This is a genomic window from Microcoleus sp. T3_A4 (assembly GCF_036700465.1).
Lineage (GTDB): Bacteria > Cyanobacteriota > Cyanobacteriia > Cyanobacteriales > Microcoleaceae > Microcoleus.
The window spans coordinates 1-15,128 of sequence record NZ_JAUBOY010000004.1; the positions used below are offsets into that span (position 1 = coordinate 1).

A 15,128-nucleotide genomic window follows, 5' to 3' on the forward strand; every position below is an offset into this window, starting at 1 on the left:
TTCGATGAGTTCGAGGTGCTCACCCAGAGCGGCTCTGGAGTGGTCTCACGTGCAAATTAAAATTCGGTCGCCCGAATCCAAGTTCGGTCGCCCGAATTCAAGTTCGAGCGCCCGAATTCAAGTTCGAGCGGCCGAATTCACATTATAAGTAATTACCCGAACCTGATATAAAATATTTCTCATACTCTTTTGGATTACTTCACGATCGGCGAGTTTGGGTGTTTCACTCATGGCAGGTAAAAATCTCTTTTGGCTTCCCGGATCGTGACTTCGCATCGCCGTCAACTTGTGCTTTCTCAATCCTTTGAGCTACTAAATTCAGCATAGCAGAAAAAGCTGTTGGCTGTGATTCAGAAATCCGCAGCAGCAATGTGTAAAAGCGAGAGTAAGGATTTGTTAATAGTGGCTATTTTTTCCTGGTGTAACTTCGCTATAAAAAAATATTCTTCACTCTGCATCCTCAACCAACATATAAAAAAAATCCCCCGCCAGAAGGCAGGGGATTTCATTTAATTACCTAGAAACCAGAGTTCAGAGTTACCCGAATTTCCCGGCTGTCGAGGCAATTACAAAGGCCGCGTAAGTGAGGACGTTGCCCACAGTAAAGTGAACTAAGCCAACCAAACGACCTTGGACGATCGACAAAGCAACAGGCTTGTCTTTCCAGCGAACCAAGTTAGCCAAAGGAGTGCGCTCGTGAGCCCAAACCAAAGTCTCGATCAACTCTTGCCAGTAACCTCTCCAAGAGATCAGGAACATGAAACCAGTTGCCCAAACAAGGTGTCCGAATAAGAACATCCAAGCCCAGACTGACAAGTTGTTAGTACCATACGGGTTGTAACCGTTGATCAACTGAGAAGAATACAGCCAGAGGTAATCGCGGAACCAGCCCATCAGGTAGGTAGAAGACTCATTGAACTGAGCCACGTTACCTTGCCAGATGCCCAGGTGCTTCCAGTGCCAGTAGAACGTTACCCAAGCTAGGGTGTTCAACATCCAGAATACAGACAGGTACATGGCGTCCCAAGCAGAGATGTCGCAAGTACCGCCACGGCCGGGGCCGTCGCAAGGGAAAGCATAACCGAAGTCTTTTTTGTCCGGCATCAGCTTAGAACCGCGTGCATCCAGAGCGCCCTTGACCAAGATCAAGGTGGTGGTGTGCAAGCCTAGTGCGATCGCGTGGTGAACCAAGAAATCGCCAGGTCCGATCGCCAAGAACAGAGAATTAGTACCGCTGTTAATCGCATCCAACCAGCCTGGGAGCCATACGTTGCCGTAGTTGGGCCAAGCGGTAGAAGCAATGCTGTCGGGGTTAGACAACAGCACGTCCATGCCGTAGAGAGCTTTGCCGTGAGCAGCTTGGATGAACTGTGCGAACACTGGTTCAATCAAGATTTGCTTTTCAGGAGTTCCGAAAGCAACTACAACGTCATTGTGAACGTACAAGCCGAGAGTGTGGAAGCCCAAGAACAGCGACACCCAGCTCAAGTGAGAGATAATCGCTTCTTTGTGCTGCAACACGCGATCGAGCACGTTGCCTTTGTTTGCTTCAGGATCGTAGTCCCGCACCAAGAAGATAGCTCCGTGGGCGAAAGCGCCGACCATGATGAATCCAGCGATGTACTGGTGGTGGGTGTAAAGCGCAGCCTGAGTCGTGAAGTCCTTACCTATAAAAGCGTAGGGAGGCATCGCGTACATATGCTGTGCTACCAAGGAGGTAATTACGCCCAAAGCAGCGAGGTGAAATGCCAGTTGGAAGTGCAGCGAGTTGTTGTAGGTTTCATACAAGCCTTGGTGAGGCAAGTTGAACTGTCCTTCACTCTTGCCGCCGACCAAACCAGCCTTAGAATCCAACATCTCTTTGATGCTGTGACCGATACCGAAGTTAGTCCGGTACATATGACCGGCAACGATAAACAGAACTGCGATCGCCAAGTGGTGGTGAGCAATGTCTGTCAGCCACAGGGATTCTGTTTGAGGGTGGAAGCCACCCAAGAAAGTCAGAATTGCGGTTCCAGCGCCTTCGGAAGTACCGAAGACATGGTTCGCTGCATCTGGATTCTCGGCGTATACGCCCCAGTTACCACTGAAGAACGGAGCCAAACCAGCCGGGTGAGGCGGGGTAGACAGGAAGTTGTCCCAACCTACGTGCTGTCCGCGAGATTCGGGGATAGCAACGTGAACCATGTGACCAGTCCAAGCCAAAGAGCTGACACCGAACAAACCAGCCAAGTGGTGGTTGAGGCGAGATTCAGCATTTTTGAACCAAGACAAGCTGGGGCGGTACTTGGGTTGGAGGTGCAACCAACCTGCGAACAGGAATACAGCGGCCAGTAGTAGCAAGAAGATAGCTCCTTGATACAGGTCGGCGTTTGTCCGAATCCCTTGGGTGAACCACCAATGGTAGACACCGGAGTAAGAGATATCCACCGGGTTAGAAGCGCCCCCTTGAGTGAAAGCTTCTACTGCAGGAGCGCCGAATTGCGGGTCCCAAATCGCGTGAGCGATCGGGCGGACGTTTAGAGGGTCTTTAATCCACTGTTCAAAGTTACCTTGCCATGCTACGTGGAACAGGCTGCCCGAAGTCCACAAGAAAATGATTGCTAGGTGGCCGAAGTGAGAAGCAAAAATCTTTTGGTAAAGATTTTCTTCGGTCATGCCATCGTGGCTTTCAAAGTCGTGTGCTGTGGCAATCCCGTACCAGATCCGCCGTGTGGTCGGGTCTTGGGCAAGGTCTTGGCTAAATTTTGGAAATTTCGTTGCCATAAGCCTTGATTAATCCTGAATCCTGAACAAAATTGAAGGGATTCGGTTCGGAGTTTGGATTCTCGATTTGAGATTCCTCCCAAATCGAGAATCCAAAACCTAGGGGTAGTTTACCCTACCGAAATGATTCGCGCTAGGAAAAATGCCCACGTAGTGACAATTCCTCCTAGGAGGTAGTGAGCTACACCCACAGCCCGACCCTGAATAATGCTCAGAGCGCGAGGCTGAATCGACGGAGCTACCTTGAGCTTGTTGTGAGCCCAAACAATCGACTCAATCAGTTCTTGCCAGTAGCCGCGGCCGCTGAACAGGAACATCAAGCTGAAGGCGAATACGAAGTGTCCAGCTAGGAACATCAGACCGTAGGCCGACAGTGCCGAACCGTAGGACTGAATCACCTGAGAAGCTTGCGCCCAAAGGAAGTCCCGCAGCCAGCCGTTAATCGTGATCGCACTTTGTGCGAAGTTGCCACCGGTAATGTGAGAAATTGTGCCGTCTGGCGATACTGTTCCCCACACGTCCGACTGCATTTTCCAGCTAAAGTGGAAAATCACGATCGAGATGCAGTTGTACATCCAGAACAAGCCTAGGAACACGTGATCCCAACCAGAAACTTGGCAGGTACCGCCACGGCCGGGGCCGTCGCAAGGGAACCGGAAGCCCAAGTTGCCTTTGTCAGGAACCAAGCGAGAACTGCGTGCAAACAACACGCCTTTCAAAAGAATCAGGACTGTAACGTGAATGGTGAAAGCGTGGATGTGGTGGATCATGAAATCCGCCGTACCCAACTCTATCGGCATCATCGCTACTTTGCCGGCGACTACTACTGCACCGCCGCCAAAAGCGTGGCTAACGATTTCCGTAGCATTAGGCGCTGTTGTGCCCGGAGCCAAAGCGTGGATGTTTTGCACCCACTGGGCAAATATCGGACGCAACTGAATCCCGGTATCCGAGAACAAATCTTGAGGACGACCGAAAGCGCGCATCGTGTCGTTGTGAACGTACAGACCGAAGCTGTGGAAGCCCAAGAATATACAAACCCAGTTCAGGTGGGAAATGATCGCATCTCTATGACGGATCACGCGATCCAACAAGTTGTTGACATTTCCAGCGGGATCGTAATCCCGAACCATGAAGATTGCTCCGTGAGCGGCTGCTCCAACAATCAGGAATCCGCCAATCCACATGTGGTGGGTGAAGATGGACAACTGAGTCGGGTAGTCCGTCGCGATGTACGGATACGGAGGCATCGCGTACATGTGTTGGGCGACGATGATGCTCAGAGAGCCCATCAGTGCCAAGTTAATCGACAGTTGCGCGTGCCAAGAATTAGTCAGGATTTCGTAGAGACCTTTGTGACCTTCACCAGTGAAGGGGCCTTTGTGGTTCTCTAGGATTTCTTTCATGCTGTGGCCGATGCCCCAGTTCGTGCGGTACATATGACCAGCAACGATGAACAGCACTGCCAAAGCTAAGTGGTGGTGTGCTGTATCAGTCAGCCACAAACCGCCTGTGGTCGGGTTCAGACCGCCTTTGAAGGTCAGGAAGTCTGTGTATGCGCCCCAGTTGAGGGTGAAGAAGGGGGTTAAACCTTTAGCGAAACTCGGGTAGATGTCAGCCATCAAGCCCGGTGTCAAAATCCACTCGTGCGGCAGAGGGATGTCAGCAACTGTTTTGATCAGCTTGCCGCCGACTGTCAGCGGTGAACCTGCATCGATCGCGTCCATGCAAGCATTGATCGGCAGAGCAACGTGAATTTGTTGTCCTGCGAAGCCCAAGCACCCGCAGCCTAACAAAACTGCCAAGTGGTGGTTCATCATCGATTCCACGTTCTGGAACCATTCCAGTTTCGGAGCGCGGACGTGATAGTGGAACCAACCGGCAAACAGCATCAAAGCTGCCATTACCAGGGCGCCGATCGCAGTGCAATATAGCTGGTATGAGTTAGTGATGCCGTTGGCGCGCCACAGTTGGAATAGACCAGAGGTGATCTGAATCCCGTGAAAGCCGCCGCCTACATCTGCATTTAAAATTTCTTGACCAAAAATCGGCCAGACCACTTGAGCGCTGGGCTTGATGGCTGTAGGATTTGTCAGCCAAGCTTCGTAATTGGAAAATTTAGCGCCGTGGAAATATGCGCCACTCAACCATACGAAGATTACTGCCAAGTGGCCGAAGTGAGCGCTAAAGATTTTGCGCGAAACGTCTTCTAAGTCACTTGTATGACTGTCAAAGTCGTGAGCGTTAGCGTGGAGGTTCCAAATCCAAGTGGTGGTTTTTGGCCCCTTAGCTAGAGTGCGATCAAAATGACCGGGTTTTGACCACTTCTCGAAAGAAGTTGGAACCGGATTCTTATCGACTACTACCCTAGCTTTTACCTCTCGCTCTGGAGGACTAATGGTCATGAAGACTCTCCTCTCGGTAAGACAAGGAACGAGAACTGAACACTGTACCGGACACTCCCCACGCTTGATTAGGCGGGGGATTCTCGAAAAAGCCGACACTTCACTGCACTTTACTCTTTGCAGAGTTAGACGCAGGTGCATCGTCTCCCCAAGCATTTTGCTTCTGTGAAGAAGCCAGTTTCCCAGTGTCGCTAACAATGTGACTGGGTACTGCCAACTCTTCTCGCTATCTGGAGTCGCCGATCGCCTCCTTGATTCAGACTTGATCCGGCTGCTCCTTTTGAGGGAGTTTTATGAATTATAAGCTTGCTAGAGGAGTATTAATCGCTTGTTAACAATACTTAAAAAACGCTCAATTCTTGATGTAATAACGCCTTTAAATCCCACAGTCCCTCGAAAAAGTCAAGGGGTACTGCCATTAACTTTACAAAACTCAAAGATAAGGTAATTTAGGAATACTCATTTGTAGATATATGTTTGGGAAAAAGGCTGTGGCAATTAAGAGTGGGAGAGGATGGGTTGCCCGCTGCTGCCTCAATCCGGGTTCCTACGCGGCTTGGGAATTCCTCAGCAGCAATTCCCCTATACTAAATTCATTTTTGGGCTATAGTTCCCTATGAGAAGGCTTCTAGGAGTATGGTTGCGTGATTGGGATCAATTGGCACAGAACGGTTGCGGGCAGGCTGCTGGCATTGTTCGCAGTAGCAGTATTAATTTTGGGTTTAGCAAGTTGTGGCGCGGGCCATCCCGAATTGCCCAAATCTGGGAACAAGAGCGGCTCAGCTACCGCCCCAGTAAACAGAATTTCAGAGGTTTCTCCCCCAGAAGCCATTCAACAACTGCGTCAGGCTCTAGAAATCTACCAGCCTCAAATTAGTATTTTGAATCCAAAACCTGACGAAGTGCTTCAGGATATAAATGTGTCTGTTCAGTTCCAAGTGAAGGACTTGCCCATTTTCAAAGAGGCAAACTTGGGTTTGGGCCCCCATCTGCAAGTTTTATTAGACAACCAACCTTATGCAGCAGTTTACGACATCAACCAACCTTTAACGCTGTCGAATTTAGAACCCGGAACCCATACCCTGCAGGTGTTTGCCGCTCGCCCTTGGGAAGAAAGCTTTAAAAACGAAGGTGCCGCGGCTCAAACCACCTTTCACGTTTTTACTAAAACAGACGACAATAACCCCGATCGAACATTGCCCCTATTAACGTACAACAGCCCCCAAGGCAGCTACGGGGCCGAACCCATCCTGCTCGACTTTTACTTGACAAATGCCCCCCGGCACGAAGTGGCGCAAGAAAATTCCCAAGATGAAATACTCGATTGGAAAATTCGAGCCACAGTCAACGGCCAAAGCTTTGCGATCGACCAGTGGCAACCTATATATCTTAAAGGATTCAAACCAGGCAAAAACTGGGTACAGCTAGAATTAATTGACGAGCGGGGAAATATCGTCAAAAACGCCTTTAATAATACAGTCAGACTGATAAATTTCCAACCGCTCGGTCAAGAGCCTCTTTCAAAATTAGTGCGGGGCGAACTAACAGCAGCAGAAAGTCGCGGTATAGTCGATCCAACCTACCAAGCCCCCGCTCCCACACCAACCCCAACCCCCGAACCGACACCGACACCTGCATTAGAAAAAACACCAGTTGTCCAACCCTCACCAGCGGTTCCAGAAACTCCTGTTACCCAACCGACTTTAGAGCCAACAGTCGCTCCCGAAGTTGCTCCCATTCAAGTAATAGAACCGACACCGACAGCAACCCCCCAACTCGAAGCCCCGAAAATTGTAGAACCAATTCAAGTAATAGAACCGACACCGACAGCAACCCCCCAACTCGAAGCGCCGAAAATTGTAGAACCAATTCCAGTAATAGAACCGACACCGACAGCAACTCCACCGTTAGAAACCCCTAAAATTGTAGAACCAATTCCAGTAATAGAACCGACACCGACAGCAACTCCCCAGTTAGAAACCCCCAAAGTTGTTGCACCCGTTAAAATAATAGAACCGATCCCAACAGCATCTCCCCAAACAAAAAAACAGGAATATAAAGGATACTACAATCGGTTCCGCAACTTCCTGCGTCAAGAACCCCAACCTGTTAATCCTTCAGAGCCACCAACCCTGCCAGAAATAACAGGAAAAGCTCCAGTACCAAAAGTAGTTGCTCCCGCGATACCAGAACAGTCTCCCAATCTTGTACCGCCAACGCCACCAGTGGCCGCTGAAACTCCTAGCCAGCCAACCAGCGAATTAGCCTCTCCCGAAACAACAGTTTCCCAACCAGAAAATCCGCCCAAATCCGAACAAAAAGTCGAATTTGCCACCTAACAAAAACTTTCTGGGATTCGTGGCATGGGCGTCCCGCCCGTGCTCCATCTGCGGTCAAAAATCAAAAATTAGGACACTAAAAAATGACCTACCTCGAAACAGCAGCCAAATTCTACAGCGATGTTGCTGAAACACCCCAAATCGGACTTTGCTGCGTCCAAAGCAGCCCCTTGCAATTGCCAGGATTAAAAATTCCCGAACAAATGCAAGAAATGAATTATGGCTGCGGCACAACCGTTCACGCCGCCGAACTTGTAGGCAATCCCTTCGTGCTTTATGTAGGCGTCGGCGGCGGCTTGGAAGCACTACAATTTGCATATTTTTCTAGACACAAAGGAGCGGTTATTGCCGTCGATCCGGTTCCAGCAATGCGAGATGCGGCTGCACGAAACTTACAAATTGCCGCCCACGAAAATGATTGGTTTGATGCTAGTTTTGTGGAAATTATAGAAGGCGATGCTTTTGCGTTGCCAGTGCCGGATGCTTCTGTAGATGTTGTCGCACAAAATTGCTTGTTTAATATTTTTGAACCTGCGGATTTAGCTAAAGCATTAAAAGAGACTTATCGAGTGTTAAAACCGGGTGGTAGATTGTTGATGAGCGATCCGATCGCAACTCGGCCAATTCCGCAGCATTTGAAGCAAGACGAACGCTTGCGGGCCTTGTGTTTGTCGGGCGCTCTGACCTACGCAGAATACGTTCAACACCTTGTAGACGTTGGTTTTGGGCAAGTCGAAGTGCGGGCGCGCCGTCCTTACCGATTGCTGGACAAACACAATTATCAATTGGATGCGGATTTGCTGTTAGAAAGCCTGGATTCGGTGTCTTTCAAAGTGGATGTACCGGATGACGGAGCTTGCATTTTCACTGGCAAGACGGCGATTTATACGGGGTCTGAAGAGCTGTTTGATGACGGGGCAGGCCACGTTTTGCAGCGGGGAGTTCCGGCGGCTGTCTGCGATAAAACTGCTGGGAAGTTGGGGGGATTGATGCCGGATAAGGTGTTAATTACTGATTCGACTTGGCATTATAACGGCGGCGGTTGCTGTTAGATTTATTTCGGAATAATGTGGCTGTAATCTTTGGGGAATAGAGCATTTCTCAAAGAAGTGAGGTGTGGGCGCTTCCTATGCCCTCTTTTCACCTCATGTTAGTGAGCAATGGTATAAGCTGTCGCGCATTTGAATTGTATATTCAGGGCGGGCGGGACGCCCAACCCTACTCCCCACAAGACTTTGATTTTTTTTGACATACAATTTAAAGGCCGCAACAGCTTAGAGGTATCTAATTTTAGACTTCGCCTCAAATTTTCATCAAATTTTTATTTCCCCCTGACATCCTAGCGGGAGAAGGTTCACAACTCTGAAGTAAGGAATAGATTGCTCTTGAGAGGAGTGGCTGTTTTCATCACACTCGTTCGCTAAATGTGAGGAGGAAATTTCCATGCTATCGAAATATTTAAATTCAAGTTTGTTATCGATCGTCCGTTACGGGTCTAGTTTTGTTTTGGGATTAGTGTTGTGCACGGCTTCGGCCCCGGTGCTGGCGCACGTTGGGCATGACAACGAGTTTGCAGGTGGGGATGCGGCGAAGATTATGCAGCCGATCGAAGTTGATGCCAGTAAAGCAACCGCATTGGGAATTAAGACAGAGGCAATTGCCGCTACAAACGATGGAGGTATTGTCAAAGTTCCCAGCACCAGTTTGATTGATGCCAATGGGCAAAAGCTCGTCTACATCCAGGAAGGAACAACCTACAAACCAATCTCAGTTCAGATTGGTAGCGACTCTGGAGATGTGGTGGAAATTAAAGAAGGCAATTTAGTTCCGGGAAATCAGATTGTGATGCAGGGGGCAACGTTTTTGTACTCGGAGGCATTGCGAGGTAAACCGCAGGCCCAAACCCAGGCATCACCCGCTACATCGCAAGTAGAAACGCAGGCATCACCCGCTACATCGCCAGCAGAAACGCAAGCATCACCCGCTACATCGCAAGCAGAAACGCAAGCATCGACCGCTACATTGCCAGCAGAAACGCAGCCTGCTCAGGGATCGTCACCTTTGATGTGGGTAGCAGGCGCAGGAGTTTTACTCGTGGGTGGATTCGCCGTCTTTGGGTTAAAAGGCAAGGATCAGTAGACATTCAAAAACCAAGATTTTTGGTAACTGTCGATCGCGACGGAGTAAATCTTTTTACTCCGTCTCCTAAAAGCTTGCCTCCTGCTATCCCAATTTCATTTTTATGTTAAACGTCATCCCCAAATGGTCTATTGCTCAACGATGGTTAGTGGTGTTCGGGGCGATCGCCCTAACCATCTGGAGTACACATACTGTAAGTCGAATGCCCCTCGATGTCTTGCCGAATTTTGCGCCCCCTCAAATAGAAGTACAGACAGAAGCCCCCGGTCTTGCGCCGGAAGCGGTGGAATCATTGGTGACGTTACCGCTAGAAAGTGCGGTCAACGGAACACCAGGAGTTGAAGTCGTTCGTACCTCCTCAGCCGTAGGAATTTCTGTATTGCGGGTAGTGTTTAAGTGGGGTACTGACCCCTATCAAGCTCGTCAACTCGTGGCAGAGCGATTGCAGGACGTGCAAGACCGACTACCGGAAGGGGTTGGTACCCCGCAGATATCGCCCCTAGCTCCCCCCATCGGAACGGTGATTCAATATGCGTTCACGTCTGACACTACATCGATCATGGAAGTGCGACGTTTGGTGGATGGCAAAGTCAACAATCGCTTGTTAGCAGTTCCAGGCGTATCGCAAGTGCTGGTTTACGGCGGAGATTTGCAGCAGTTTCAGGTGATTGCGAATCCTGAAAAACTCCAAGCGTTGAAGGTTTCCCTTCAGGAAGTCGTCAAGGCGGCAAACGAGGCAAATGCCAAAAGCGCAGGTGGATTGTTGATTGACCCCGATCGCGAATTAGTGATTCAGGGACAGGGACAAATTCAGACCATCGAAGATTTGCAAAAAGCGGTCGTCAAGGTGCAGGAAGGAAAAGCGATTCTACTGCAGGATGTGGCAGAGGTGAAGATTGGGGCTGCACTCCAGCGAGGCGATGCCAGTTGGAATACTAAACGGGCTGTGGTCGTGATGGTCAACAAGCAACCTTTGGTGGATAGTCCCACCGTCACGCAAGCCATCATCGAGGCGATGGAGGAAATTAAACCGGGCTTACCCAAGGATGTGAAGGCGAATGTCACTTTCCGGCAAGATGCCTACATTGATGCCTCGGTTGGTAATGTGCGATCGGCCTTGATCGAAGGCAGTTTGATTGTCGCAGCCATTCTGATTCCCTTTCTGATGAACTGGCGCACCCTCACCATCTGTTTGCTGGATTTCTTTCTCACGCTACTGTTCTCGCTGTTAGTGTGTTCCTGGATTGGGCTGGAACTCAACACCATGACCCTCGGCGGATTGGTAGTGGCGATCGGGACAGCAGTGGATGATGCGATCGTCTACTGCGAAAATACCGATCGCCGCTTACGGGAAAATCGCCTCTCGCCCAATCCCCAGCCACCACTAGAGATTATTTTTGAGGGTTCTCAGGAGGTGCGCGAGTCGCTGATTGGAGCGACGTTAATTGGGATTATCGTCTTTTCACCGATTTTCACACTCTCTGGGGTAGAGGGGCGGATCTTCACCCCAATGGGTATTGCCTATCTGGTGGTGGTCATCATCTCCAGCCTGGAATCCCTAGTAATCTCCCCTGCATTGTGTGCCATTCTGCTGCCCCACAGCCGGATGCAGACGACAGAACCCTTCCTAGCCCGGTGGTCTAAACAACTTTACGATCCGTTGCTGCGAATGGCGATGCGTCGCTCTACCTTAATTTTAGGATTGGCCACAGCCTCAATGGTGGCGGCAATGTTGATTGTGCCGACGTTAGGACGGGATTTTCTGCCTACGTTCCAGGAACGATCGCTAATGAATGCGATCGCCCTTTATCCGGGTTCCTCACTCGAAGCAACCAATCGCGTTGGCTTAGCGATTCAAACCGCCCTTAAGGATGACCCCCGATTTGAATCAGTACAACTCCGGGCAGGGCGTGCTCCGGGCGACCCGGATGCCGCATCGGTGAACTTGGCACACTTGGACGTGGAACTGAGTGAAGCTGCGATGCAAAACCGTCCTGCCTCGATTGAAGCCTTGCGGGAGGCATTGGGTCAGTTTCCGGGAGTTGCCACCAATGTCGGTGGATTTATCAGTCACAGGATGGATGAAGTGTTGTCGGGGGTCAGGAGTGCGATCGCCATCAAAGTATTCGGCAACGACTTACAAGAACTACGTCGCATTGGAGAACAAATCGAAACGACAATGAAAGACGTGAAGGGAGTGGTAGACCTTCAGCTTGAGCCCCAAATACCGATCCGTCAAGTACAAATTCAATTTAACCGAGATGCAGCCGCTCGCTACGGATTGACGATCGCCCAATTGTCCGATTTCACGGAAACAGCCCTGAATGGTCGCGTGGTTGCTCAAGTGCCCGATGGTCAACAGTTGGTCGATGTGTTGGTTTGGGTCAACGAATCAGCCCGTCGCAATCTCAACACGATTCGCAACCTCCAAGTTAATGCCCCAACAGGTCAAATCATCCCGCTTTCGCAAGTGGCAAAGGTTGAGTTTGGCAATGGACCAAACACGATTAACCGAGAAAATGTCTCGCGTTTAATTGTAGTGTCAGCCAACGTACAGGGACGCGATGTTGGTTCGGTCGTCGATGACATTCGCGCCAAGGTTAAGCAATCAGTGCAACTGCCCCAAGACTACTATATTCAGTACGGCGGACAATATGAGTCGGAACAACGCGCTGCTCAAAACTTCCTAATTTTCGGAATATTAGCGGTGGTGGCGATCGCAGTATTGATGTACTTCACTGTGAAATCCGTTCCTGCCATGCTGATGGTGATGATTAACTTACCATTGGCACTGGTAGGGGGTGTTATCTCAGTCCTGCTGACGGGCGGCGTTATCTCAGTTCCGTCAATGGTGGGCTTTGTGACGCTGTTTGGCGTGGCGACGCGCAATGGATTGCTGCTCGTAGACAACTACAACACCAAAATGGCGCAAGGAATGCCGCTTCCCAAAGTCATTGTGGAAGGCTCGATGGAACGGTTGCTGGCGATTCTGATGACAGCACTCACCTCGGCATTGGGGATGGTTCCCCTGGTCTTAAGCGGTGGGGCTGGTAAGGAATTGTTGCAGCCTTTGGCGATCGTTGTCCTAGGCGGACTCTTTACCTCAACTGCTCTCACCCTACTGGTTCTACCTGCATTGTATGCTCGATTTGGGAAGTTTCTGATGCCTAAACGGATTATGGAAGCAACCGGGTTGAGAAACTATGGCATTGAGCAGACACCAACGAAAGAGGACGAGGTTGCAATAAAATGAGAATTCTGCTGGCGGAAGACGAACCCGATTTGGGTGCTATTGTGCAACGCACCTTGAGCCGAGAAAAGTACCTGGTGGATTGGGTGCAAGATGGCACAACTGCTTGGAACTATCTGGAAGACCAATGGACGGAGTACACGGTGGCGATTTTTGACTGGTTGCTACCGGGAACTTCTGGGCTGGAACTGTGCCAACGTTTGCGCCGGCAGAATAATCCTTTACCCGTTTTGATGTTGACGGCAAAAGATCGCACGGAGGATATGGTAGCTGGGCTGGATGCTGGGGCTGATGACTATCTGATGAAACCATTTGTGAAAGCGGAGTTGTTAGCTCGGTTGCGGGCTCTCCAGCGACGGGGACGGAGTTTGTCGCCAGAACAGTCGCCATATTTCAATCCTGCCCAACTTGAGGCGGGGCGATTGCTGCTTGACTATACTAAATCCATCATCTGTACTACCGATGACGAAGGACAGCTAAGGGTGATTCCTCTGACGGCTAATGAGTTTCGGTTACTGGAATATTTCATGCAGCATCCGAACCAAATCCTCACGCGCGATCGACTTTTGACTCGGCTTTGGGATGTCGATACTGACCCGATGAGCAATGTAGTTGCTGCTAGAATTCGTCTGTTGCGCCGCAAGCTGGCAGATTATGGCTGTGACGGGATGATTGAAACGGTTCATGGATTCGGGTATCGCTTGAACAAGTAATATGCACTCCAACAAACTATTTAACCGCACCCGCAGGCAACTTGCGGGCTGGTATGCGATCGTCATTGGGTTGTTGTTAGGTATATGCGGTGTTGTAGTCTATCAGGTTGTGTTTCACACGCAGCGATACATTCTTCAGCAAAAACTACAGTCCTTAGCCGGAACGCTGCATGACACTATCGAACCACAATTACAACAACCGGGACAGATTTCATCCAGCTTGAAAACTATTTTGCCAGGTTTGTGTCTGTGGAATGAAAACTGTTACTCTTCAGGCAATGACGGGGCGCGACATACTGCTAGGGTGTTTCAGCAGGAGGGATATTATCTCCGCTTTTTAGGCCAATCTGGGGAAATATTAGGGAAGGTTGGAGAGCAGCCGGATGTATTAGAAAACTTTGCACCAAATGAGTTTTGGCAAATTCTGCATCTTTCTAATGGCGATCGCTTTTATCAAATTTCTCTATTAATGAGAACAAACAGCGGTTTGCCTTGGGGTTATTTGCAAATTGGGCGATCGCTCAAAGAATGGGATGCCTATCTTAACACCTTGCGATTGTTGCTCTTTTTAGGCTTACCCTTGGTCATGCTGCTAGTGGGAGGAGCTAGTTGGTGGTTATCTGGATTAGCGATGCGACCAATTTATCAGTCCTATCGCCAGATGCAACAATTCACCTCCGATGTGGCTCATGAATTGCGAACGCCTCTGGCTGTCATTCAGACTACAGTTGAGGATACTCGTCTGGCTGAAGATTTACCGGAGGTTAGTCAAAACCTGGATATTATCGAACGACAAAACATCCGCCTTTCTAGGTTAGTGAAAGATTTATTGTTTATTTGTAGACTTGAGCAACAACAGATTCCGACTCAATTGCAGCATTGCTGTTTCAACTATCTAATCGGCGATTTAGTAGAAGAACTTGCAGGTTTAGCAATGGTGGCTGAGGTGGAATTGAAGTTAGAAATTCGTGCTTCGCGAGCCGTTGTAATTCTTGGGGATGAAGCCCAACTTTACCGAATGGTGACGAATTTAATTACCAACGCTATTAACTACACTCCCCCAGGAGGGCTAATCCTTGCCATCCTCGATTGCACCGACAAGGAAGCGGTGATTCAAGTTCAGGATACGGGTGTTGGTATCGCCCCAGCCGAGCAAACGCGAATTTTTGATCGTTTCTACCGAGTGCAGAGCGATCGTTCTAGAGCCACGGGTGGTGCTGGATTAGGGCTATCGATTGCAAGTGCGATCGCAGTGGCTCATCAAGGCAGCATTCAAGTCCAGAGTGAGTTAGGAAAAGGCAGTACATTTACAATCCGTCTACCACTCAAATGAGAACAATATTACTGCGATCGCGTCAAGATTGCCTTTGCAAGGAGAACCGCAGAATATCAATCTGTGGGTTAACTCGATCGTAAGTGCGATCGACCCGACCAAAATTAACGGAGTATTGCTTATTTTGGAAAATATCAGCAGAGACAAGCTAGATAAATCTCTCGCCAATTTGGTACTTTAGAC

General features: G+C 49.6%; 9 protein-coding genes. 7 read left to right on the forward strand and 2 right to left on the reverse strand.

The window, feature by feature from the left end; all coding sequences use genetic code 11:
• Positions 1–537 precede the first annotated feature (537 nt).
• Positions 538–2,766 carry a photosystem I core protein PsaB gene (psaB, locus tag QUA07_RS03060; RefSeq protein WP_333057331.1) on the reverse strand — a complete coding sequence of 743 codons (2,229 nt, stop codon included), beginning with the start codon at positions 2,764–2,766 and terminating at the stop codon, positions 538–540.
• 110 nt (positions 2,767–2,876) lie between these two features.
• Positions 2,877–5,171 carry a photosystem I core protein PsaA gene (gene psaA / locus QUA07_RS03065; RefSeq protein ID WP_333322590.1) on the reverse strand — a complete coding sequence of 765 codons (2,295 nt, stop codon included), beginning with the start codon at positions 5,169–5,171 and terminating at the stop codon, positions 2,877–2,879.
• Between the two features lie 644 nt (positions 5,172–5,815).
• Here psaA and QUA07_RS03070 point away from each other — a divergent pair.
• From QUA07_RS03070 to QUA07_RS03100, 7 genes are all read left to right on the forward strand, one after another.
• Positions 5,816–7,510, forward strand: a complete 1,695-nt coding sequence (locus QUA07_RS03070; RefSeq protein ID WP_333322592.1) for a hypothetical protein — start codon at positions 5,816–5,818, stop codon at positions 7,508–7,510.
• Between the two features lie 83 nt (positions 7,511–7,593).
• The gene (gene arsM / locus QUA07_RS03075; protein ID WP_333322594.1) at positions 7,594–8,562 is read left to right on the forward strand and encodes an arsenosugar biosynthesis arsenite methyltransferase ArsM; all 969 of its coding nucleotides are present in this window, start codon (positions 7,594–7,596) and stop codon (positions 8,560–8,562) included.
• A gap of 391 nt (positions 8,563–8,953) precedes the next feature.
• Complete coding sequence (locus QUA07_RS03080) at positions 8,954–9,649, forward strand: hypothetical protein (protein ID WP_333322597.1); 696 nt, start codon at positions 8,954–8,956, stop codon at positions 9,647–9,649.
• A 103-nt stretch (positions 9,650–9,752) separates the two neighbouring features.
• Positions 9,753–12,902, forward strand: coding sequence for an efflux RND transporter permease subunit (locus QUA07_RS03085; protein ID WP_333322599.1), 3,150 nt, complete (start codon positions 9,753–9,755; stop codon positions 12,900–12,902).
• Positions 12,899–13,612: a two-component system response regulator RppA gene (rppA, locus tag QUA07_RS03090; protein WP_333322601.1), complete on the forward strand. Its 714-nt coding sequence runs from the start codon at positions 12,899–12,901 to the stop codon at positions 13,610–13,612. Before QUA07_RS03085 ends, rppA begins: the two co-directional genes overlap by 4 nt.
• A gap of 1 nt (position 13,613) precedes the next feature.
• Positions 13,614–14,945 (forward strand): two-component system sensor histidine kinase RppB, encoded by a 1,332-nt coding sequence (gene rppB / locus QUA07_RS03095; protein ID WP_333322603.1) that lies wholly within the window; start codon positions 13,614–13,616, stop codon positions 14,943–14,945.
• A gap of 34 nt (positions 14,946–14,979) precedes the next feature.
• Positions 14,980–15,126 (forward strand): hypothetical protein, encoded by a 147-nt coding sequence (locus tag QUA07_RS03100; protein WP_333322605.1) that lies wholly within the window; start codon positions 14,980–14,982, stop codon positions 15,124–15,126.
• The last annotated feature ends 2 nt before the right edge of the window (positions 15,127–15,128 follow it).